The sequence below is a fragment of the Paraburkholderia solitsugae genome, assembly GCF_013177695.1.
In the GTDB taxonomy this organism is placed as follows: Bacteria; Pseudomonadota; Gammaproteobacteria; order Burkholderiales; family Burkholderiaceae; genus Paraburkholderia; species Paraburkholderia solitsugae.
In genome coordinates this window covers 1-20650 of sequence record NZ_WOEY01000012.1, presented here as the reverse complement: position 1 = coordinate 20650, position 20650 = coordinate 1, and the positions used below count along the sequence as shown (strand labels likewise).

Annotated in this window: 20 protein-coding genes, 1 tRNA gene and 5 pseudogenes; 14 read left to right on the top strand and 12 right to left on the bottom strand. The window is 60.9% G+C overall.

Going from position 1 to position 20650, the window contains the following annotated elements; genetic code table 11:
• Entirely contained in the window at window positions 1-888 is an 888-nt protein-coding gene (locus GNZ12_RS02300) for an amidohydrolase family protein (protein WP_172308804.1), read from the top strand.
• 192 nt (window positions 889-1080) lie between these two features.
• Here GNZ12_RS02300 and GNZ12_RS02295 read toward each other — a convergent pair.
• Window positions 1081-2225: pseudogene (locus GNZ12_RS02295) on the bottom strand (IS3 family transposase); the annotation flags it as partial.
• 535 nt (window positions 2226-2760) lie between these two features.
• On the opposite strand from GNZ12_RS02295, the gene GNZ12_RS02290 reads away from it, so the two are divergent.
• The 3 genes and pseudogenes from GNZ12_RS02290 to GNZ12_RS02285 all read left to right on the top strand — a co-directional run.
• Window positions 2761-2961 carry a hypothetical protein gene (locus GNZ12_RS02290; RefSeq protein ID WP_172308803.1) on the top strand — a complete coding sequence of 67 codons (201 nt, stop codon included), beginning with the start codon at window positions 2761-2763 and terminating at the stop codon, window positions 2959-2961.
• An 18-nt stretch (window positions 2962-2979) separates the two neighbouring features.
• Window positions 2980-3039, top strand: a pseudogene (locus GNZ12_RS45465) (HNH endonuclease); the annotation flags it as partial.
• An 18-nt stretch (window positions 3040-3057) separates the two neighbouring features.
• Window positions 3058-3167 (top strand): annotated as a pseudogene (locus tag GNZ12_RS02285) (carboxylesterase); the annotation flags it as partial.
• Between the two features lie 415 nt (window positions 3168-3582).
• On the opposite strand, the gene GNZ12_RS02280 reads toward GNZ12_RS02285, so the two are convergent.
• Together GNZ12_RS02280 and GNZ12_RS02275 are read right to left on the bottom strand one after the other, a co-directional pair.
• A complete protein-coding gene (locus tag GNZ12_RS02280) occupies window positions 3583-3780 on the bottom strand; it encodes a hypothetical protein (protein WP_172308802.1) in 198 nt (65 codons plus the stop codon).
• 82 nt (window positions 3781-3862) lie between these two features.
• Window positions 3863-4123 carry a transcriptional regulator gene (locus tag GNZ12_RS02275; RefSeq protein WP_172308801.1) on the bottom strand — a complete coding sequence of 87 codons (261 nt, stop codon included), beginning with the start codon at window positions 4121-4123 and terminating at the stop codon, window positions 3863-3865.
• A gap of 609 nt (window positions 4124-4732) precedes the next feature.
• On the opposite strand from GNZ12_RS02275, the gene GNZ12_RS02270 reads away from it, so the two are divergent.
• The 6 genes and pseudogenes from GNZ12_RS02270 (at window position 4733) to GNZ12_RS02245 (ending at window position 8560) form a co-directional block, all read left to right on the top strand.
• Window positions 4733-5050 (top strand): hypothetical protein, encoded by a 318-nt coding sequence (locus tag GNZ12_RS02270; RefSeq protein ID WP_172308800.1) that lies wholly within the window; start codon window positions 4733-4735, stop codon window positions 5048-5050.
• Between the two features lie 108 nt (window positions 5051-5158).
• Window positions 5159-5413, top strand: coding sequence for a DUF2513 domain-containing protein (locus GNZ12_RS02265; protein ID WP_328805930.1), 255 nt, complete (start codon window positions 5159-5161; stop codon window positions 5411-5413).
• Window positions 5414-5614: 201 nt separating this feature from the next.
• Window positions 5615-7261: a SagB/ThcOx family dehydrogenase gene (locus GNZ12_RS02260; RefSeq protein WP_172308799.1), complete on the top strand. Its 1647-nt coding sequence runs from the start codon at window positions 5615-5617 to the stop codon at window positions 7259-7261.
• Window positions 7242-7919: pseudogene (locus tag GNZ12_RS02255) on the top strand (TIGR00366 family protein); the annotation flags it as partial. The gene GNZ12_RS02260 and the pseudogene GNZ12_RS02255, both read left to right, overlap by 20 nt.
• Before the next feature lie 48 nt (window positions 7920-7967).
• Window positions 7968-8252, top strand: coding sequence for a muconolactone Delta-isomerase (gene catC, locus GNZ12_RS02250; protein WP_172308798.1), 285 nt, complete (start codon window positions 7968-7970; stop codon window positions 8250-8252).
• Window positions 8253-8263: 11 nt separating this feature from the next.
• Complete coding sequence (locus GNZ12_RS02245; protein ID WP_172308797.1) at window positions 8264-8560, top strand: YciI family protein; 297 nt, start codon at window positions 8264-8266, stop codon at window positions 8558-8560.
• A gap of 148 nt (window positions 8561-8708) precedes the next feature.
• On the opposite strand, the gene dhaL is transcribed toward GNZ12_RS02245, so the two are convergent.
• The 9 genes from dhaL to GNZ12_RS02200 form a co-directional block, all read right to left on the bottom strand.
• On the bottom strand, window positions 8709-10415 hold the full coding sequence (dhaL, locus tag GNZ12_RS02240; protein WP_172308796.1) for a dihydroxyacetone kinase subunit DhaL: 1707 nt from the start codon (window positions 10413-10415) through the stop codon (window positions 8709-8711).
• Window positions 10416-10625: 210 nt separating this feature from the next.
• Window positions 10626-10702, bottom strand: a tRNA-Val gene (locus GNZ12_RS02235).
• A gap of 124 nt (window positions 10703-10826) precedes the next feature.
• Window positions 10827-12317, bottom strand: coding sequence for a M81 family metallopeptidase (locus GNZ12_RS02230; protein WP_172308795.1), 1491 nt, complete (start codon window positions 12315-12317; stop codon window positions 10827-10829).
• Complete coding sequence (locus GNZ12_RS02225; protein ID WP_172308794.1) at window positions 12314-13594, bottom strand: Zn-dependent hydrolase; 1281 nt, start codon at window positions 13592-13594, stop codon at window positions 12314-12316. The genes GNZ12_RS02230 and GNZ12_RS02225 overlap by 4 nt, the downstream gene beginning before the upstream one ends.
• Before the next feature lie 33 nt (window positions 13595-13627).
• Entirely contained in the window at window positions 13628-14329 is a 702-nt protein-coding gene (locus GNZ12_RS02220) for an ABC transporter ATP-binding protein (protein WP_172308793.1), read from the bottom strand.
• Window positions 14326-15093 (bottom strand): ABC transporter ATP-binding protein, encoded by a 768-nt coding sequence (locus tag GNZ12_RS02215; protein ID WP_172308792.1) that lies wholly within the window; start codon window positions 15091-15093, stop codon window positions 14326-14328. Before GNZ12_RS02215 ends, GNZ12_RS02220 begins: the two co-directional genes overlap by 4 nt.
• The gene (locus tag GNZ12_RS02210) at window positions 15090-16160 is read right to left on the bottom strand and encodes a branched-chain amino acid ABC transporter permease (RefSeq protein ID WP_172308791.1); all 1071 of its coding nucleotides are present in this window, start codon (window positions 16158-16160) and stop codon (window positions 15090-15092) included. The genes GNZ12_RS02215 and GNZ12_RS02210 overlap by 4 nt, the downstream gene beginning before the upstream one ends.
• Window positions 16157-17017, bottom strand: a complete 861-nt coding sequence (locus tag GNZ12_RS02205; protein WP_120306038.1) for a branched-chain amino acid ABC transporter permease — start codon at window positions 17015-17017, stop codon at window positions 16157-16159. The genes GNZ12_RS02210 and GNZ12_RS02205 overlap by 4 nt, the downstream gene beginning before the upstream one ends.
• A gap of 72 nt (window positions 17018-17089) precedes the next feature.
• The gene (locus GNZ12_RS02200; RefSeq protein WP_172308790.1) at window positions 17090-18298 is read right to left on the bottom strand and encodes an ABC transporter substrate-binding protein; all 1209 of its coding nucleotides are present in this window, start codon (window positions 18296-18298) and stop codon (window positions 17090-17092) included.
• Window positions 18299-18573: 275 nt separating this feature from the next.
• On the opposite strand from GNZ12_RS02200, the gene GNZ12_RS02195 reads away from it, so the two are divergent.
• The 4 genes and pseudogenes from GNZ12_RS02195 to GNZ12_RS43860 all read left to right on the top strand — a co-directional run.
• Window positions 18574-19419: a FadR/GntR family transcriptional regulator gene (locus GNZ12_RS02195; protein ID WP_172308789.1), complete on the top strand. Its 846-nt coding sequence runs from the start codon at window positions 18574-18576 to the stop codon at window positions 19417-19419.
• Between the two features lie 276 nt (window positions 19420-19695).
• Entirely contained in the window at window positions 19696-20160 is a 465-nt protein-coding gene (locus GNZ12_RS02190; protein WP_172308788.1) for a hypothetical protein, read from the top strand.
• Between the two features lie 42 nt (window positions 20161-20202).
• Window positions 20203-20334 (top strand): annotated as a pseudogene (locus tag GNZ12_RS02185) (lipocalin family protein); the annotation flags it as partial.
• Between the two features lie 38 nt (window positions 20335-20372).
• Window positions 20373-20650 (top strand): hypothetical protein (locus GNZ12_RS43860; protein WP_216673073.1); only part of this gene is annotated, 278 nt, incomplete at its 3' end.

Genomic DNA, 20650 nt, shown 5'->3' with positions numbered 1-20650 from the left:
ATGAGTACCCCGGCATTGCTCGCTCAGTCCCACCTCTGCCGCGTGGACACCCACGCGCACGTTTTCCAGAGAGGCTTGCCGCTCACGGATAGCCGGCGCTACACGCCTGACTACGACGCGGCGCTCGACACCTATTTGCAACTGCTGAACACGCACGACATCGGGCGCGCGGTTCTGGTGCAACCGAGCTTTCTCGGCACGGACAATCGCTACCTGTTGCAAGCACTGTCCCGAGACATGCATCGCTTGAGGGGCGTAGCGGTGGTCACGCCCGACGTTTCCGAAGAAGAGTTGGCCGCGCTGCATGCTCGAGGCGTAACCGGCATACGGCTCAATCTGATCGGGCAGGCGTTGCCGGATCTGGGAACGAAATCGTGGACGCCATTGTTCGACCGCTTGTCGAGACTGGGTTGGCACGTCGAACTACATCGGAATGCGCAGGACCTGGCACCGATGCTCGACCGGTTGCTGGAAGCTGGAATACCCGTGGTCGTCGATCATTTTGGACGCCCCGACCCGGAGAAAGGAATTCACGATCCAGGCTTCCGGACTTTGCTCGGGTATGGCAGAACCGGCCGCGTGTGGGTCAAGGTCTCGGGCGCCTATCGATGTGCGATTCCCGGTTCTGACTTTGTGCGTGAGGCGACGAGCCTGCTTGTCGAACACTTCGTCGCTGAGCGGCTGATGTGGGGCAGCGACTGGCCCCATACTCAACACGAACAGGTGATGAACTACGGTGAGTCGTTATCGACGCTATTGGAACTCGGCCTGGACGCAACGGTGACCGACGCGATTCTATGCACAACCCCTGCGTCGTTCTACGGATTCGAACAGGAGCCCGGGAACCACGCCGCGTCGACAACGACGATACTTCAACGCGCTTCCTGAGCGAAGCGACCAGACCAAAGTGAGATTGACCCGCTTCGACGGACAGATTTGCAGTTGGGTTTAGTGTGATGTTGAACCTCCGGGGAGTGTTGAGTCGCGGGTTGTCCACGGCCGGGCGGCGGGTCGCCTGTCACGACCATGGCGCTGCCCGGCGGTGGGCAACCCGCGCGGCGATGACATTTGATCCTGCGAATGCAGGTTTTCGAATTCGAGCGGCGAGCAATAGCCGATACTGCTATGCAGGCGGCGTATGTTGTACCAGCCCTCCAGAAACCAGAAGATGCGTGCGCGGGCCTGCTCGTGGGTCGCGAAGTGTTCTCGCATCAGCAGCTCCGTCTCGAGCGTGCCGAAGAATGATTCGCACATGGCGTTGTCATAGGCATCGCCGGCCGTCCCCATTGACGGCTGCACGCCAGCCTCGCGGCAACGCCTCCCGAAGGCAATGGACGTGTATTGACAGCCCTGGTCCGAATGATGGATCACCCCCTCGGGACGCCGCTGCAGCAACGCCATGTCCAGTGCACGCAGCATCAGTTCGGTGTACAGATGGGTTGACATTGCCCAGCCGACGACGCGGCGGCTGAATACATCGAGCACCACCGCCAGATACAGGAACCCTTCAGCGGTCGGCACGTATGTGGCGTCTGCTACCCACAGCACATCGCGGGCGTCGGCGCTGAAGTGCCGGCGCACCAGGTCGGGCGCACGCCGTGCCCCTGCGCGTTGCCGCGTGGTGTGCGGCCAGCGCCGCCGGCTCGCGCCACGCAGGCCAGCCATGCGCATCAGGCGCGCCACCCGCTTGCGTCCCACGTGCATGCCTTCGCGTGCCAGCTGCACATGAATACGTGGTGCACCGTATGTGCCCCGTGAGCTTGCATGCAGCGTACGGATGCGCGAGAGCAACTGTGCGTCACCGCATGCGTGTGCCGAAGGCTCCCGTACCAGCCACGCGTAATAGCCGCTCGTGGAGACCCTGAGCAGCCGCGCCATCGTGGCGATGGGCCAGCGGGCCCGGTTCGCTCTCATGAATCCGTATCCTTCGGCGATACGGCTCCCGTCTCCCGGGCAAACCAGGCCGCTGCGTGAGAGAGTATGTCACGCTCCATCTTCAACTGCCGGTTCTCGCGGCGCAGCCTCGTGAGTTCCTGCCGCTCGGCGGTGGTCAGCCCGTCATGGCGCACGCCCGCATCGCGACCAGCCTGTGCCACCCAGTTGTAGATCGTCTGCGCGGTCGGCTCGAACTCCTTTTCCAGTTCCTCCGGCCTGCGCCCGGCCTTCACCAGCTCAACCATTTGCGCCCGGAATTCCGCCGGGTACGGGGTACGATGCTTGCCCATTTCGGCACCTCCTCTTCAAAAGGATAGGCGTCCGTTTTCGCGGGTCAACTTCAAAGTCCGCCGCGCCTCATCGGCGACGGCAGACGGTTTCTTCAGTTCATCAGCAACCTTGGGCGCACTTATTCCGCTGCCCTGCAACAGAAGTCCTGCCGCGCGCGTGCAAGCGTCTCGAGCTCGATAGTTCACCGACATTTTCTGCAAGGTGTACCTCTCTGCTTTACTCAGCCTGATGACGCATTTCATGGAACAGCGTTTGAGTTGAACTCCTTACTCAACGCGCCATCTTCCAGAACGTTTACCCGGTCCACGTATAACTATGAGGCTTATGATAGAAATTCGCGCTCAGCTTGGCCCAACCCCATGAGCAGCATGATCGTCGGTACGGGCTGGCAGCGCGGCCGGACTCGGCGGTCCAGACTCATGCTTCGGTGCAACCGCCGTCTAGACCGCGGCGATAAAGTTGGCGATGCGGTAGCGATCGATTACGCCAGATTAAGGGGTAAAAGTTATGGAGTGGAGAGACACGCGACCCGTAGTGCCAGGCTACTATTGGGTGCGATTTACGGACGACCGGACGCCGAAGCAAACCATCGCGGAAGTCGCAGACGTGCCTGGGAACGGTTCACGACAGTTAGTCGTGATCCTTCTGGGCGACGATGAGATATTGGAACTGGACGATTCGTTCTTCGACCGCGCACTGTTTGCTGGACCGATGGAACCGCCGTCGATGGAATGACCGCCGTAGCCGGACCGGCTGCCACTTCGTCCGCAGAACCTCAGACCTTTGTGTAATTCGTGCCACAAGAGGAAGACATCGCTAGAGGCCACCCGAAATGGCTATGTGATGCGCGCGTGGTACGACATCCGGTCGTTTCAGTCCGTTAATCGACAAGTTGATGAACCGGTATCGAATCGTCTTGCGCGACCATGAGGCGATTGATTGTGCCATCGCGAGGCTTTATCGACAGCTTCGTGACACAGGGCTGAATTGCTGCGCCGTGGTGATATAGAACCATCGCAACTCCTCTCATTGATGTTCGCGGAATCGGCGATGGCATTTTAATGTTCCATTTTCGTCAAGGGAAAAACGTTACCTTTCCTCGCAGGACGCGTAAGTAATACAAAAGGGCCAAATGGTTTGGCGGGGAATAATTTTTAGCCCGTTTGCGAAAGGGGTTCTGATCGCCAACCGATTACCACGTGCCCCGCTAACCTTCCCTACGAGTGGACGGTTCCGCGTCGCGGCATGCCGGAGCCTTTGGCCCGAAGTCAACGTCATATGACACGCCTCAATCTGACACTGTGAATAAGTGCGACCAAAGCCCCGCCAAGAAATTGCGCGGGGCTTTTTCAATGCCTACTCCACATAGGTCAGCTCATCGGCTAGCTGATTGATTAGTATCGAAAGATACTTAGCATCATTCATTGCATGTGCTTGTGCGACGGCTGCATCCGCCGAACTCCCCATCAGACGAATCGATCCGCTCTGCACCGCCGCTTGTATCAATTCCGCTGCGATCCTAGCTGCGTCTCCGCGATTGAACAAATTTGCCATTCGCTGCCTCCATTTGGCTGACTACGGAATCTCATGGTAGCAAAGCGGACAGACGAGGAGAGTTCGCCGCAACAGCGGGATCTCATTCCGGCTTATCGAAGACGCCAGCTTCGAGATCCTGTCTGAAATGCTGCATCCAACCGGTTTCGAAGCCGATGGGGTATTCCCTCGCAATGTGTGTTGATAGTCTGGTTACGGTGACATATCCCTGCAGGCCGACGTTCTCGTCGCCCTTGGGGTCAGTCGTATCCGTTTCCAGCAGTTCGAATTCACCTTCTGCCAGTCCCTTGCGCTGCAAGGTCGCCAGGAACGCCTGACGTTCATCCGCTTCGATCAGTCTCATCTTCCGCCCTCCCGTCTGTCCGACAGCGATATTCGTGGTCCCCTTCACGACATTGTCATAACCCCAGAAAATCCCCGAGCGTTACGCAGTGCCCGAGTGCGTCATAGCTGCGGCTGAGGTTGTGAAAGTCGAATGCCATGCGCTCATCTGGGTCCGATCCGGTCGCAGTCGGGAATCACCAGCGTACAGCTTTTGTGCACGCGCTCGATGGAAAACTGTCCGGACAGTTTTGTCATAGTTCCTGCCATCCTTCATGACCCGTCGCAATTTGCATCGGTGCGCGCATCGCCATGAGCGGTCGAAACCGCCTGCAGGTGCCGCAAAAAAAAGACGCAAAGCCACGCTCGAGGTATCTCCCTTCTGCGTAAGGCCCCTGCGCTGAACCATGTCATCGCGTGACGTTATCCCGCTCGGGGGATTGTTTGCACGGTGCCGCTATCAGCAGCAATTGCGCAAAGCGCCCGGGCTCGTATCTGTGGCGATAGCAACGTCGGCTCGCTGGAGGAGCCGATGCGAATGGACGGATCAGTCCATGCGCAGACCGATAGTTGAGGCTCGTTGGCCACAACAGGGCTACACTGAAAATGGGATAAATCCCGGAGCAATACCATGACCGACGCTACCCCCAAAAGCACATTTCGCGGTCTTCCCCTGACGCCGGAGCAGGACGCAGAAGTCAGGCACTACATAAAGAAGAAAGAGCAGCATGGCGCGCCGTGGGACACGCCGGAGTTGGAGGCCATGCTTCGAGACATGCTGGAGCCCCCGAGCGACGACGACGGAGGACTCGGTTCCACCGTCGACGAAACGAAGGCGGCCACAGAACGCGCGACAGCTTCCATCGACGAGACCATGGAACCTATTGAAGCCTGCGAAGAGCGGAATGCTGCGATGGAAACCGAGGGTATGAGGGGACCGAAGCGTTGAAACCCAGGCAGCGCTCGCGACTGGTGTTGAAATTCACCCTACGCGTTCGGACCGTGGATGAGCCTGTTTGGAACCCGAAGTATGTCCTATCTGCGACAGGAGGAGATCGTGAAACGCGATATGAATCTGGCACTCGCAATATTGAGGACTCTCGAGGAAAACAAATCCCCGCACCTCAGCGAATTTGACATTGAAAGCGCACTCAAGGATGCGTTCGATGTTTCGAACCGGGGTGTGTGGTATCAGTTGAACCTGCTGGCCGACGCAAATCTCGTCCGCTCGATGGGTAGCGACTGGCGGCTAACTTGGGATGGCCACGAGTTTTTGAAGTCGGCGGTCCCGAATACCTTCGAAGACACCTGAAGGGTGACCTAAGCGCTGGAAACATCCCGCGGCTTTCGTGAAGACAACCCGATTGCGGGGGCATCGCACAGGAGGCGCCGAACGCAATAGCAGTTTGCCGAAGCGCGTTCGATTCCACGACTTGATGACGACCGAGCCCCAACGTCCAGCCAGCCGGTTTTGTACAGCCGCATGTGCGGATATTCCTGGTCTGAGGGGAACATGGACCGGTTAAAGCATGCGATGCTTGAATATCACGAGCGCAGCAAGCATCGCGTCAGCGGCTACGCCCCTGGCCCCGGGAGACTCGACTGGGCGACCCAACCGGATCCGTTCCGGGTGTTTCACGGCGCACCGAGCATTGGTCTGCCGTTAGCCGCGGATAGCCTGACTACACGCTACAACGAACTGCGCTGCGGCGCTTTGCCGCCCGCGCGAAAATTCGATCTTGCCAGTCTGGCAATCCTGTTCGAACTTTCGCTTGGCCTGTCGGCGTGGAAATCCTACGGCACCCAGCGGTGGGCACTGCGCTGCAACCCTTCGAGCGGAAATCTGCATCCGACCGAGGGCTATCTTCTGTGTCCGACTCTGCCCGGCTTGTCCGGTGGGGTCTACCATTACCTGAGCCGGGACCATTCCCTTGAATGTCGCGCTGCAGTGGATGACGAACGATGGAGCGAGGCGTTCCCGCAAAGTGGCGTCCTGGTCGGCATAAGCTCGATCCCCTGGCGCGAGGCGTGGAAATACGGCATGCGTGCCTGGCGCTACTGCCAGCATGATTGCGGCCATGTCATCGCCGCGGTAAGTTACGCAGCGGCAGCGCTTGGCTGGCAGACGCGGCTGGTGGAGGCGGCTGCGGACGACGCAGTGGCCAACCTGCTTGGATTGAATCGCGGAGAAGATTTCGCAACGGCAGAGGCAGAGGCGCCGGATGCCTTGCTCTGGATCGGCAATCCTGAATTGCGGCCTGATCTTGAGCGCATGCTGATCGCCTTGAATCGCGCACAGTGGCACGGACGCGCGAATCAGCTGAGTCCGGGACATGTGAAGTGGCCGGATATCGATTCGATCCATCGCGCCACGCATAAGGCCCGTACTCTCGAACTAACCTCGACGGATCTGGATCTGCATCCGTCGCCCGCGGCGCCCGCCCTTGATCTCAGCTTTGCCCGGATCGCGCGGCAACGTCGCAGCGCGGTGAATTTCGACGGTACGACGTGCATCGCCAAGGCGGCGTTTTTCAGCATGCTGGCGTGCCTGTTGCCACGTCATGACACGCCGCCATGGAATGCGCTGATGTCTCCTGCAGCAGTGCATGCAGCGCTAATGGTACACCGCGTGGGCGACCTGGAGCCGGGTCTGTATATGTTCGTGAGAAATGCGGGCGCGCTGCCGGATCTCAAGCGGTCTCTACGTCCAGAATGGCTGTGGCAAAAGACCGGCCCCGATCATCTGCCGCTCTATCTTCTGCTGCCTTACGATTTGCGCGCCACGGCAAAGTTGATCTGCTGCCACCAGGATATCGGCGCCGATTCCTGCTTTGCGCTGGGGATGATCGCGGAATTCGGAATCGCGTTGAAGCAGCCATGGCGTTATCGCCATCTGTTCTGGGAATGCGGCATTCTTGGCCAGGCGCTCTATCTCGAAGCCGAAGCCGCCGGCGTGCGCGCGACAGGGATTGGCTGCTTTTTCGATGATGAAATGCACGCACTGCTCGGCGTGGAGGACCACACCTGGCAAAGCCTGTATCACTTCACCGTCGGCCGTGCGGTAGACGATCAGCGCCTGTCCACCTGTCCACCTGTCCACCGTATGAGGTTCAGCCCTGAAGCGAGAGTCTCGCGTCCCGACGCTGAACGACGCACCTAAAGCCGCGGCGCCAACAGTGGATATCGATGAAAGCAACACGCTCGCCAATCGCCTGAACAACAGCCGCCTGCTGAGCTACCTGATCGGCGCAATCGGCGTGGTCTACGTGGTGCTGTACTTCCACGGCGGCGGTTCGATGGACCTGAACCTGATCAACTTCATCATTGTGTTCCTCGGCATCATTCTGCTTGGCACGCCGATTCGCTATGTCGAGAAGCTGAACGAAGGTATTCGCACGATCAGCGGCATCATTCTGCAGTATCCGTTTTATGCAGGCATTATGGCGATCATGGCGTCGTCGGGTCTGGTCAACACGTTCTCGCATTTCTTCGTCAAGATTGCGACGCCTGCTACGCTGCCGTTCTGGGGTTTGATCAGTTCGTTCTTCATCAACTTCTTCGCACCGTCGGGCGGCGGTCACTGGGTGATCCAGGGACCGTTCATGATCGAGGCGGCCAAGTCGATCGGTGCATCGGTGGGACATACCGCGACCGCCGTGATGCTCGGTAATGCGTGGAACGATCTGGTACAGCCGTTCTGGATTCTGCCGGCGCTCGCGCTGTCGAAGCTGAAACTGAAGGACATCATGGGCTATACGGTCATCATGATGTTCTGGATCGGTATTGTGTACACGGTGGCGATTCTCGCCTGGGCTTGAGCAAACATCCGGCCGCCGCAGGGCGGCCTACTCGAGGGAGATGTTCGAATGCTGTATCTCGTTCATATGCAGGTTCAGATTCCTGCCGACGCCGACAAGGCGCTCACCGATCGCCTGAAGGCCGAAGAGAAGGCGTTCTCGCAGAAGCTGCAACATGAGGGCAAGTGGCGCCATCTGTGGCGCGTGGCCGGTCAGTATGCGAATTACAGCGTGTTCGACGTCGAATCGAACGACGAGCTGCATACGCTGCTCAGTTCGCTGCCGCTGTTTCCGTACATGGTTGTCAACGTCACGCCGCTCGCGCAGCATCCATCCGCGATCGCGCCGAACTGAAAGGAACACGCATGCCCTATATCATCGAAACGTTCGACAAGCCCGGCCACGCCGACGTGCGCACGCGCGAGCGCGAGACACATCTGGCGTTTCTGGAAGAGAACAGGGCGCTGCTCCTCGCCTGCGGCGCAAAGCTGAACGAAGACGATAGCGGCGCGGGCGGTGGTGTGTATGTCGTCGATCTGGAAACGCGCGAGGAAGCCGAAAAGTTTATTGCGGCCGACCCATTTTCTCTGGTCGACTTGTTCGAGCGCGTGACGATCACGCGCTGGCGCAAGGCATATTTTGATGGCGAGTGCTGTCTTTAAGCAAAGCGTCTAAGGCCAAGCCCGCCGTCAGTCGCACGGGCTTCTGCATTCCTTCGCTGCGGTTCTCGGTTCTCGGTTCTCGGTTCTCGGTTGGCGGTTGGCGGTTGGCGGTTGGCGGTTGGCGGTTCTCCGTTCGCGGATTAGCCGCTCAATCAGCCAGCGCCGCGCGAATCGCTGCGAGCCACAACGCCACGGCATGTGCACCAGGGTCCGCGTGACCGAGCGCGCGATCGCCGACATAACTCGACCGACCTCGCCGTGGATGCATCGACGCTGTGTGCGCCGCGCCTTCAGTCGCTGCATCGACCACGGCTTTCAATGCCGCGTCGAGCTCGCCTTCCGACTTTGCGAGCGCGACTTGCAATGCATCGGCAGCAGGTTTCAGCGCATCGACCATCGTACGATCACCCGGCTGCGCACCACCTAACGCCATCAGTCCCGCGACGCCCTCACTGAACGCCGCCGACCAAGCCCTCGCCGACGATCCACCGGATTGTTCGAGCGCGACTGCGGCGCGCAACAACATCACCGCGTACAGCGGGCCCGAGGTACCGCCAACCACCCGCCGAACCGTTGCGGACAGGCTGCGCAACACCGCACCCGGCGCTGTTTCCGCAGGATAGGTATCGAGTTCATGGAGAATGCCGCGCGCCCCGCGCGACAGGCTGACGCCGAGGTCGCCGTCGCCGACGCGTTGATCCATGTCGGTCAAGATCGGCTCCGCTTCGAGCAGGCACGCGCACACGGCTTCGATCACGTGGCGCAAAGTCGCTTCCCGCGCGAGCGTCGCGCCGTTTGGACGATCTGGCGTGGCGGGCGCGGGCCGCACGGAAACCTGCGCGACGCGACCGCTCAATGCGGGCCATGCGGTGGTGTGCGCGGCGGCGTCGAGCCAGCCGAGCCGCTCATCGTCCACGCGCAACAGTGTCAGCGAGACGCCCGCCATCTCGAGCGCGCTCAGGAACGTGCCGGACCACGCACGCTCCACATGGATGCCGCGCGCCCCCAGATAACGAAGCGCGGATCCGGCTACGATGCTCAATTCACTCGATGGCGTGCCGCCGAGATTGTTCACCAGCAACGCCACCCGCGCACCGGATTGCAACGACAAGTCGCCGACGATCTTCGCCAGCAGCCTCTCGACAATCGCGTCGGCCGGTTCCATCGCGCCACGCTCCACACCGGGTTCGCCGTGAATGCCGAGGCCCCATTCGATTTCGCCATCGGCCAACTCGAAACCCGCCTTGCCCGCCGCCGGCACCGTGCATGGCGTGAGCGCGACACCCATCGTGCCGAGCGAGGCGGCCACGTCGCGTGCAATCTGCGCAACTTCGGCCAACGGGCGTCCCGCTGCGGCAGCCGCGCCGGCAATCTTGTGAACCAGCACAGTCCCCGCGAGCCCGCGACGGCCCGCATGGTCACCGTTTGCGGCCAGAGCGACGTCGTCGGCGACAATCACCATTTCCGTGGGGAGTCCCTCCGCCCGCGCAATCTCGGCAGCGAGGCCGAAGTTGAAGCGGTCGCCCGTGTAGTTCTTCACGATCAGCAGGGCGCCCGCAGGGCCGGCTACGGCGCGGATCGCGTCGAGCACAGCATCCGTTGAGGGCGACGTGAACACCTCGCCCGCGACCGCGGCGCTCAGCATGCCGTGACCGACATAGCCGCCATGAGCCGGTTCGTGGCCCGAGCCGCCCCCCGAGATCAGCGCGACTTCTCCGCGTGCGGCAACGGCGTCGGCATCGGCGCGCACGACGATCGTGCTGCCCTGGAACAGCGAGAGATTGGGATTGAGCGCCGCGAGGCCGGCGAGCATCTCCGGGACCACCACGGAGACGTCGTTGATGAGCTTCTTCATTGCGTCAGCTTCCTTTTAAGCTGCCGGCCCTGTATTGCAAGCTCACGGCAGTTTATGCAGTTGCGAAACCTGGAGGCTCAACTGTACAACAGGCAATACGGAAGGGAGGGACTGACAGGACAGCAGCACGAAGACAACGTGCGCCGAGGTGATGCGAGAACATGACAGTAGACGAAAGCGGAGCCGCTTTCGTCTACGTCACTTTTTCGTTGGTAGGCTCGATTGGATTCGAACCAACGACCCCCACCATGTCAAGGTGGTGCTCTAACCAACTGAGCTACGAGCCTTTAGAGGCGCGAATTATAGAGACTCCGCGCGCGTCGCACAAGCCCTACACGGCAAGTAGGTTCACTAGCGCGTTTTCATTGGTTCGTCGCGCAGTAAGTGGCGTGGTTCGTCGTTCAACTTGCTTCAGTTCGTCGATGCCCACTCGGTCTGCGTATCCAGCGGAAAAACCGGCCGCTTCACGTGCTTGAATCTGAAGAGCTCGTAATCCGAACTCGTCACACCGCGGCTATCGCACTCCACCAGCGCTGCAGCGATAGGCACAAAGACCGGGCGGCAATACATGCGTGATTTGAGCAACAGGAAACGCGCGCGGCGCGGATCGATGCCGACGCTCTCGAACACGCCGAGGTCCCATGGTTCGTGCGTGCGTTCGGTCATGACGAGCTTGACCGTGCCGGTGTCGAGCACCGCCGCGCGCCCCATGAACGCACGTTGGCCGGTATAGGTCGGGCCGCTGATGACGTACTCGCCATCGGTCAGCGCACGCACCACGCCGGTCACGGCAACCGGCGGCTTCGAGGTCACTGCACTGCTTGCGACCTTGTTGCCGATCGTCACCGTCACCGTGCTGCCGACGCCCGCCGCCATCAGCGCCGCGACGGCTTGCGGATCGCACAGCGGCCCGCTTACGACGCCTTCGAGCTTCTGCCTGAGCGCTTCCTCCAGCAGATCCATCGTGTCGCACGTGCCGCCCGACATGCAGTTGTCGCCGTGATCGAGCAACAGCACCGGTTTGTCCGCGCCCCGCACGAGCGCTGCGGCCTGCGCAACCGACTCCGCCAGCGGCGCACTGCGATAAACGAAATCCTCGCGCTCGTTCCAGATCTGTCGCGCGATGCGCTCCGCCACGGCTTCCGCCTGCGCACGCTCGCCGTTCGCCACCACTACGACGCTGATACACGGCGACTCGATATCGGCTAACGAGAAGCCGGACAACACCGACACCGCGAGCATGCCATCGGCCTCTGCCGCGCGCGCGGCCTCTACCGCACGCTTCATTGCGCCTTCGGCCGTCGCGCTGCGCAGCGTATGCGTGAGCAGCGGCGGCTGGCGCCATGCGATCACCGGTTTCGCTTTGCCGTGGATAAGATCGAACAGCAGACGCGCCGCATGCGCTCCGGTCTCGTACATATCGACGTGCGGATAGGTTTTGAAGCTGACGATCACGTCGGCGTGGTCGATCATCTTCTGCGTGACATTGCCATGCAGATCGAGTGCGACCGCAATCGGCGCATTCGGCAGCGCGGCGCGTACGCGTTCGAGCAGATCACCCTCACCATCACTCGAATTCTCGGCGACCATCGCGCCGTGCAGGTCGAGCATCACGGCATCGCAGCCTGTTGCGGCCGCGACGATCGCGTCGCAGATCGCGTCGTAAGCGGTAGCTTCGACCGGTCCGCTCGGATTCGCCGATGCGGCAATGGGCGTCACGATCGTGGCATGCTCGCGCTCGGCAGCGTCGATGAATGCAGCCATGGCCGTCTGCATGCCCTTGTTTTCGTTGAACGCGTCTTCGCCGTAGCTCGGGCCGTTGCGGCCAAACGCAGCAAGCGGCGTGGCCACCGGCGAGAACGTGTTGGTCTCGTGGTTCATCCTTGCAATCAGGATTTTCATGCTTCAGTGCTCCCCGCCGTTTGCGCGGCGTTCAGCATGGCCTGCAACAGGACGTTGCAGCCGGCTTCCAGATGATCCGCGCGCGCGTCTTCGATTTCGTTGTGGCTGATGCCGTCCTTGCACGGCACGAAGATCATGGCCGCCGGCGCCACGCGCGCGAGATAGACCGCGTCGTGACCGGCGCCGCTGATGACGTCCATCGACGAAAAGCCGAGCGTGTCCGCACCCTGCTGAACCGCGGCGACCAGGTCCGCCGCGAACGGTTGTGGCGGGAAATACACCACCTGTTCGACATCGACGGTGATGCCTGCCTTCTCACCCGCGACGGCGCAAGCCGCGTGTAGTGCGGCATCCATCTCTGTGAGCGAAGCATCGTCGGCCGCGCGCAGATCGACCGTCAGGGTGACGCGGCCAGGAATCACGTTGCGTGAGTTCGGATGCACGTCGAGCCAGCCGACCGTCCCGCGTCCATGTGGCGCGTGATCGAGCGCAATGCGATTCACCGCGTGAATCAGGTCCGCCGCGGCGAGCAACGCGTCGCGGCGCAGTTCCATCGGCGTGGGACCCGCGTGCGCTTCCATGCCGTGCACTGTGACGTCGTACCAGCGCTGGCCTAACGCACCCTGTACGACGCCGATCGTTGTGTCATGCGCCTCCAGCACGGGCCCTTGTTCGATATGCGCTTCAAAATACGCGCCGACCGCATGGGGCTTTCCGCTTTCGCCCGCATAACCGATTGACGCGAGCGCGTCGCGCACCGAAATACCGTCGCGATCGCGTTGTTCGAGGGCATGCTCCAACGTGAAAGCCCCAGCGAACACGCCTGAGCCCATCATCACCGGTACAAACCGCGAGCCCTCTTCATTGGTCCATACCGCGACTTCCAGCGGCGCGAGCGTTCGTACGTTGGCATCGGCCAGTGTGCGCAATACTTCGAGACCAGCCAGCACGCCGTAATTGCCGTCGAACTTGCCACCCGTGGGCTGCGTATCGATGTGGCTGCCCGTCATCACCGGCGGCAGGTCGTCACGCAAACCCGCGCGACGCGCGAAGATATTGCCGATCGCGTCGACCCGCACGCTGCAGCCAATCTCCGTCGCCCATGCGATAAAGAGGTCGCGCGCCTTGCGGTCCAGTTCGGTCAACGCGAGCCGGCACACACCGCCTTTATCCGTCGCGCCGATTTGCGCGAGTTGCATGAGACTGTCCCAGAGCCGCGCGCCGTCGACACGCAGATCAGCGAGCGCTCCGACGGTTGTTGATTCATGAACTTGCATCGATGCTACCTCGTAGTGAAGACGGAGTGCGCGTCAGACTACGCCGACGCCCAGATAACGGTCCTTGATCGAATCGTCGGCGGCGAACGAAGCGTTGTCGCCTTCGTAGACAATCACGCCCTGTTCGATGATGTAGTGGCGATCCGCGAGCTGTGTGCAGACTTCCAGGTTCTGCTCGACCAGCAGAATCGCGACGCCCGCTTCACGGATCAACTTGAGTTGCGCGACGATCTCTTCGACGATCACCGGCGCGAGACCTTCAACCGGTTCGTCGAGCATCAACAGCCGCGGATGATTCATCAACGCGCGGCCGATCGCGAGCATCTGCTGTTCGCCGCCGGAGAGTTGCGCGCCACCGTTCGTACGCCGCTCTTTCAGGCGCGGGAAAATGCGGTAGATGTCGTCGAGTTGCCACGGCGAATCCTTGCGCGCGCCGAGCCGCAGGTTTTCTTCTACGGTCAGCAGACGAAAGACCCCGCGATGTTCGGGCACGAAGCACACGCCGCGCGAGGCGATCTTGTGCGGCGGCATGCCGCTGATTGCAGTGCCGTTGAACGCCACCGACCCGCGCTGTGGCGTGACGACACCGGCAATGGCCTTGAGCGTGGTCGACTTACCCGCGCCGTTACGGCCCAATAGCGTGACCGTCTCGCCGTCGTTGATTTGTAGAGACACCCCTTGCAGGATGTGGCTCTTGCCGTAGAAGCCGTGAATCTGCTGCACGTCGAGAATCATGCACGGCCTCCGGTGATCATGTTGCCGAGATAGGCGCTGCGTACACGCTCGTCGCCGCGAATATCGTCCGGGCGCCCTTCCACTAGCACGCGTCCTTGTTGCATGACGGTGATCGTGTCGGAGATATCCATCACGATGCCCATGTTGTGTTCAATCAGCACGACCGTGTAATCGTCGCGCAGGCCGCGAATCAGTTGCTTCATGTCGTCGAGGTCGTCGATGCCCATGCCGGAAGTCGGCTCATCGAGAAAGATCGCCTTGGGCCGCGCGGCGAGCGCCATGCCGACCTCAAGCCGCCGCTGCTGACCATGCGACAGCGCGCCCGCAGGCACGTCGCTAAAGCGCTGCAACGCGAGGCGGTCAAGCACACTGTCGACGACGTCCGCGTGGGTGAGTGCACCATGCGGCGGCGTCCACGCATTCAACGCACGCACCGCGTCGACACCTTGCGCAGCGAGCCGTAGATTTTCGCGCACGCTCAGATTGGCGAACAGGCTCGTCACCTGAAACGAACGCGCAACGCCGCGGCGCACGCGTTTATGGTCGGGTTCATGCGTCACGTCATGACCGTCGAAGATGATCTTCCCGTCGGTGATGGGCAACGTGCCGGTCAACACGTGAAACAGCGTCGTCTTGCCCGCGCCATTCGGACCGATCACTGAATGCACGGTAAGCGGCATGACACGCAGATTGACGTCGGAGAGCGCCGTGAATTTGCCATACCGCTTCACCACGCCGCTCGCTTGCAGAATCGCTTCGCTCATACGCGCTCCCTGGCTGCGTGGTTGCCGGTATCGTTGTCAGCATCATCGGCGGATGGGTTGCGCCGCAGCGCTTGCCAGATTCGTTCGCCCAAACCCCATAGCCCGCGCTGCATGAACAGGCTAACGGCGATCAGCACAATGCCGAGCAGCAACAGCCAGCGCGGCCATAGCGTGGACAGCCAATCGGCGAACAGCACATAGAACGCCGCGCCCAGCACCGACGCGAACAGATTGCCCGTGCCGCCAATCACCGTCATCACGAGGATCATCTCGCTCGTGTGGTAATCGATGTTGGACAGCGGCGCGATGCCGGTCATCAATGCATGCAACGCGCCAGCAAGGCCCGTCACCGCGCCGGAGATCACGAACGCCATGAGCTTGAAGCGTTTGACGTCATAGCCGACTGCGGCCGCGCGCGCCTCGTTGTCGCGAATCGCCAGCAACGTCCGGCCGAATACCGAGTGCGAGACACGCATCAGCAACCAGAACACCACGAGAAACAACACGGCGACGAAACCGTAGTATTGCCACGGCGAAGTCAACGGCACGAGTGCTTTGCCGAACACCCCCAACGCCGGGCGTGGAATGTCGAGCAAACCGTTGTCACCACCGGTCAGATCGGGCGTGGTGTAGGCAAGGAAGTAGAACAGTTGCCCGAATGCGAGCGTCAACATGACGAAGTACGTGCCGCGCTGGCGAATCGAGAACCAGCCAACCAGTGCGGCGGCAGCCGCGCCGATGACGATCGCGGCGAGCAGCGCCACAGGTATCGGCATCGCCGTTTTGGTGAGGACCAGACCTGCGCAATAGCTGCCGAGTCCAAAGAAGATGCCCTGCCCGAACGAGAGCAAGCCCGTGTGGCCGAGCAGCAGATTGCAACCGAGTGCGGCAAGAGCGAACACCAATACTTCAGTGGCTAACGATCCAGAACGCAGCGTCAACGGCAATATGCACACGACCAGCAACGCCAGCAACAGAAAGCGATAGCGATGCAACGCGTGCTTCAAGCTGCGTTGAGCCGGTCGGGAAGAAGCATCTTGCACAGCAGGCTTCGAGGTATTGATCATGCCGCTCTCCCGAGCAAACCATTCGGCCGTAACAACAACACCGCGGCCATCGCGACGTAGATCATCAGCCGCGCGCCCTCCGGCCACAACGTACTCATCACGCTCTGCACGATTCCGACCAGCAGTCCGCCGACCAGTGCGCCCAGAAAATTGCCCATCCCGCCGACCACCACCACGACGAACGCGACGCTGAGCGCCTCGATGCCCATGAACGGATCGACGCCACGAATCGGCGCGGCAAGCACGCCGGCCAATGCAGCGGTGGCGGCGCCCAGCGCGAACACCAGGCTGAAAACGCGCACCACATTGATGCCGAGCAGCGACACCATCTCCGTCGATTCGCTGCCGGCGCGCACCGCGCTACCGAGCCGCGTGCCTTCCAGCACCCACCACAACAGCGCAGCCAGCACTGCTGTGAAGCCGATCACGAACAGGCGGTACTTCGGATACACGAAACTGCCCCAGATCACCACGCCATTCAACATGTCCGGAACCGGCACGTTGTCGCCGAGCGGGCCCCAGATCAGGATCGCGCATTCCTGCACGACGAGAGCGAGGCCGACCGTCACGAGAATATGAAACTCGTGCTGTTGCGCGTAAACGTGCCGCAAGATCAGCTTCTCGACGACCCACGCAAGCGCGCCGACGACAATCGGCACGACGACAAGCGCGGTCCAGAAATTCATCGACCACTGCATCGCCTGATAGCAGAAATACGCGCCGAGCAGATAGAACGCGCCGTGCGCGAAATTCACGAAGCGCAGCAAGCCGAACACGATCGACAAACCGACCGCGAGCAGGAAATACAGCATCCCCACTCCGATGCCGTTGACGATCTGCAGGAGATAAACGTTCATGGCGTCCGTCTAAAGGGTGTAGCGATGAAGTGCCGCTAACGAGCGTGCCGCGTTGCGTGCGGCACGGATGCATCAGGCCATCTTGCAGCCGGTCTTGTCCAGAGGCAGGAACGACTGGCCGGAACTCACGATATCCGCATAGTCGTCGGCGCTTTTCATCTTGTTCTTCGCCTTGCCCTTCAACAGATAGTAGTTCTTCAGTACCTGATGGTCACCCTTGCGGACTTCCTCCGGGCCCGTCAGGCCGTCATATTTCATGCCCTCGAGCGCCGCGACCACCTTCTTCGGATCGACGGTGCCCGCTTTCACGATGCCGTCGAGCAAGATCTTTGTACAGATGTAAGAACCCGCGAGGCTGTAATTGGGGTTGGCCTTGAACGCGGCATTGCTGCGCTTGACGAGATCGCGATTGAGTGGCGAGTCGATGTCGTGCCAATACTGTGCGCCGAAATAGACGCCTTCGCACAGGTCCGCGCCGAGCGATTCGAACTGCTCCAGGCCGGAAGCCCAGGCGAGCAGAATCGTGCAATTGTTCTTCATGCCGAAGCTCACAGCCTGGCGCAACGTATCGGACGATTGCGAACCGAAGTTGAGGATCAGCAGGACGTCAGGCTTCGCGGCGACTGCATTGGTCAGATAGCCGCTGAATTCCTTCTCGTTGAGCGAGTGGTAGCTATTGCCCACGTGCTCAAGGCCCTTCTCATTGAAAATCGCCTTGGCCGCCGATAGCAAACCGTCGCCGAATACGTATTGCGGCGTGATGGTGTACCAGCGTTTCGCTTTCGGCATCATCTGGATCAACGGACGCACGGTCTGTTCGATCGCACCGTAGGTCGGCACGGACCAGCGGAAAGTCGAGTCATTGCAGTCCTTACCGGTGATCTCGTCCGCGCCTGCCGTGGTGATAAAGACGCCGCCGGCCTTTTGGACTTCCTTGCCCATCGCCAAAGCTTCGGAGGACAGAATACCGCCGGCGAAGAAACGCGCATTCTTCTGCTGCGCAATTTCCTGCACGCGGCGCACTGCCGTCGCTGGCTTGCCTTCCGTATCGAGCACGGTATAGGCCAGCGGTTGGCCGAGTACCTTGCCGTACTGCTCGATGGCGAGCTTCATGCCGAGGTCGGCGTACTTGCCGTTCGCGGCGAACGGGCCCGACATCGGCACCGGACAGGCGAATTGCAAGGCCCCGGCCTGCGCGAACGCGCTACGCGCGACCAGCGAGCCCAACGTCCCCGGAACGGCCGACAACGCGGCCAGCTTCAACATATTTCGGCGATTCAAAATGACGCTCCTTAAGAAAGAGACACGCACTGACCGACTGCGAAACTGAAAGACTGCGCGAACGACGACGAACGCTTGCTGGCCGCCGAGAAGTTTTCCACCACACCGATTTTGTTCTATTTATCATGATAAATAGGTTGGACTCGATCGTAGGTACAATAAATTCGAGTGTCAATAAGGCAAAATTCCTGGCGGCAGCGAGGCAGCCTTCCGTGTCGTGGCTGGCCTGACCGGCCGATGGAAGAACGTGCAGGACAAAACTGGGAGCATCGAAAATGGCCATGGATCGCGCCAAGACTGGCGCCGCGATCGAGATCAAGCAGCAAAAACGCGGCGATCTGGTCGCCGAGGAGATCAAGCGGCTCATCACGGAGAAGGATCTCAACCCGGGTGACCGCCTGCCGCGCGAGGTGGAACTGCAGCAGCTCTTTTCGGTGAGCAAGAGTACGATTCGCGAGGCCCTGAAGTCACTCGAGGTGCAGGGTCTCATCAAGGTGACCACGGGCCCAAGCGGTGGCGGCATGGTGGTCGAAGTGCCGCTCGACCGGACGTTACAGCTCTTGCAGAACTACCTGTTCTTCAAGGACGTATCGATCGACGACATTTACACCGTGCGTAAATTGCTGGAGCCGGAGCTGGCGGCGGGTGCGGTGCCGCATTTGACGGAGCAGGATTTCGAGGCACTCGAAGCCAGCATTGCGTGCTGCGATCGGCCAGCTTCGTCACATGGCGGACAGGACATCGTGCGGCAACGTCAGGAAGACGTCAATTTTCACGACATCCTCGCAGCGGCAAATCCGAATCCGTTCCTGCGCTTCAGTTGTGAACTGATCAACGAAATGATCCGGCAATTGATCGAGTTTCGTAACGATACGCCACAGGCCGAACACGAACGTTTCGGTCTCGCCAACGTGAAGATTCACAAGGCGATCACAAAAGCGGCGCGCGAACGTGACGTGGAAAAGGTGCGCGAGCTGATGGTGGTTCACATGACTGAAGCGCCACGCTATGTGAAGCGCATGAAGGGCAAGCTGCGGGGTCGACTGATTCTCGACTCCGAGATTCGCCGACGCGTGAGGGCGCGTAGTGTCGCGCCGGTTGATGACGCGGATCAGGAGTGACGTCGATTTGACAAGTGCCGCTGCCGGATGGCGCGGCACTTGCAGCGGAAGGTGCGCAGCGCTCGCGGGTTTGAAGCGGACAGAGCGAGGGAATCGAAAGGATCCGGTTGGTCTAAATGAAAGCCCGGGCGCGTCATGATCGCGACTGGCGATTGGCTTGTACACAGCCATCCCACTGCTCAAGACGGCCAATTGGGTTGCGGTAGACGCATGAGGGCTCAACCTTTTCCGGCCCGCGCCGTTATTGCATCTGCACAGGCATAACACTGGACCGTCATGGCACAACCGATTCCGTTTTCCCGCAACACCGGCGCTGCGCGCGCCCGGCATGACAAAGCCATGCTGTTGCCGATCGCCCGGAAGATCGCCGACGATCTTGCTCTGCGCGTGCATCTGGCGCTCGACGCCTTGCGCCGAGGCGCCGGTAGCACGAGCGATGCGCAAACACTCACGCAGGTCATGCTGTTGACGGGTTTTCTGGCTGAGTCCGGCTTCGGCTCGGTAACCGGCGAGCAACTCGGTGCGGCGGAGGGCGCGGTGTCGGCGGTTTTCGATATCGGCCGTGAGACTGGCGAGTGGAGATTGGACGGTGCCGGCTTCGCGATTTTCGCGGAGATCGTAACGAATTACGATCGGCAACTGCACAGCGCGCCCCTTTGGGCGATCACCGATGCCAGCGAACGACTCGACCGCTTTACCGCTGGCATGTCGTATCAGACTCCGACGCGGAAACAGGCTTAGCCAGACCGGATGACATAGGATGGCGGGGGAAACCTCGCAAGCGATTCCCGCCAATCGACCGGCGCAGTGTATTGGGAAGGTGCCGTGCGCGTGAGCCGCGTTGGCGCGGACGTCGGACGGGCTTATCTGGAGCTGACAGGTTACGCGAACGCGGTCCGGATCGGGAAGGCGTAACGCCGGAAGAAGTGGAGCGCATCGGGCAATGTTCTGCGATGTTTCCAGATCCGGCCGTTACGACGGACAAAGATCTGGACGAGAAGTCCCAGCGTGAGCATGCCATCGCAGTCGTGATGGCGCGGCTAGGGGCCAAGCCTCGTTTTGCACCCGCTTTTTGCCGGCGTCTTTTGCGCCCGCTTTCCCGCACCGTAAACGCAGAAACCCCGCCTTTTGGGGCGGGGTTTCTGGACATGCTGGGGAGCCTGACGATTACCTACTTTCACACGGGAATCCGCACTATCATCGGCGTGGAGTCGTTTCACGGTCCTGTTCG

Coding starts and splice junctions, on each gene's coding strand:
- GNZ12_RS02230 (WP_172308795.1), bottom strand. CDS start 12,317: ATGAAAATCCTGATTGCAAGGATGAACCACGAGACCAACACGTTCTCG.
- GNZ12_RS02245 (WP_172308797.1), top strand. CDS start 8,264: ATGCCCTATATCATCGAAACGTTCGACAAGCCCGGCCACGCCGACGTG.
- GNZ12_RS02210 (WP_172308791.1), bottom strand. CDS start 16,160: ATGATCAATACCTCGAAGCCTGCTGTGCAAGATGCTTCTTCCCGACCG.
- GNZ12_RS02195 (WP_172308789.1), top strand. CDS start 18,574: ATGGCCATGGATCGCGCCAAGACTGGCGCCGCGATCGAGATCAAGCAG.
- GNZ12_RS02300 (WP_172308804.1), top strand. CDS start 1: ATGAGTACCCCGGCATTGCTCGCTCAGTCCCACCTCTGCCGCGTGGAC.
- catC (WP_172308798.1), top strand. CDS start 7,968: ATGCTGTATCTCGTTCATATGCAGGTTCAGATTCCTGCCGACGCCGAC.
- GNZ12_RS02225 (WP_172308794.1), bottom strand. CDS start 13,594: ATGCAAGTTCATGAATCAACAACCGTCGGAGCGCTCGCTGATCTGCGT.
- dhaL (WP_172308796.1), bottom strand. CDS start 10,415: ATGAAGAAGCTCATCAACGACGTCTCCGTGGTGGTCCCGGAGATGCTC.
- GNZ12_RS02205 (WP_120306038.1), bottom strand. CDS start 17,017: ATGAACGTTTATCTCCTGCAGATCGTCAACGGCATCGGAGTGGGGATG.
- GNZ12_RS02270 (WP_172308800.1), top strand. CDS start 4,733: ATGACCGACGCTACCCCCAAAAGCACATTTCGCGGTCTTCCCCTGACG.
- GNZ12_RS02215 (WP_172308792.1), bottom strand. CDS start 15,093: ATGAGCGAAGCGATTCTGCAAGCGAGCGGCGTGGTGAAGCGGTATGGC.
- GNZ12_RS02260 (WP_172308799.1), top strand. CDS start 5,615: ATGGACCGGTTAAAGCATGCGATGCTTGAATATCACGAGCGCAGCAAG.
- GNZ12_RS02190 (WP_172308788.1), top strand. CDS start 19,696: ATGGCACAACCGATTCCGTTTTCCCGCAACACCGGCGCTGCGCGCGCC.
- GNZ12_RS02280 (WP_172308802.1), bottom strand. CDS start 3,780: ATGGCAAATTTGTTCAATCGCGGAGACGCAGCTAGGATCGCAGCGGAA.
- GNZ12_RS02275 (WP_172308801.1), bottom strand. CDS start 4,123: ATGAGACTGATCGAAGCGGATGAACGTCAGGCGTTCCTGGCGACCTTG.
- GNZ12_RS02220 (WP_172308793.1), bottom strand. CDS start 14,329: ATGATTCTCGACGTGCAGCAGATTCACGGCTTCTACGGCAAGAGCCAC.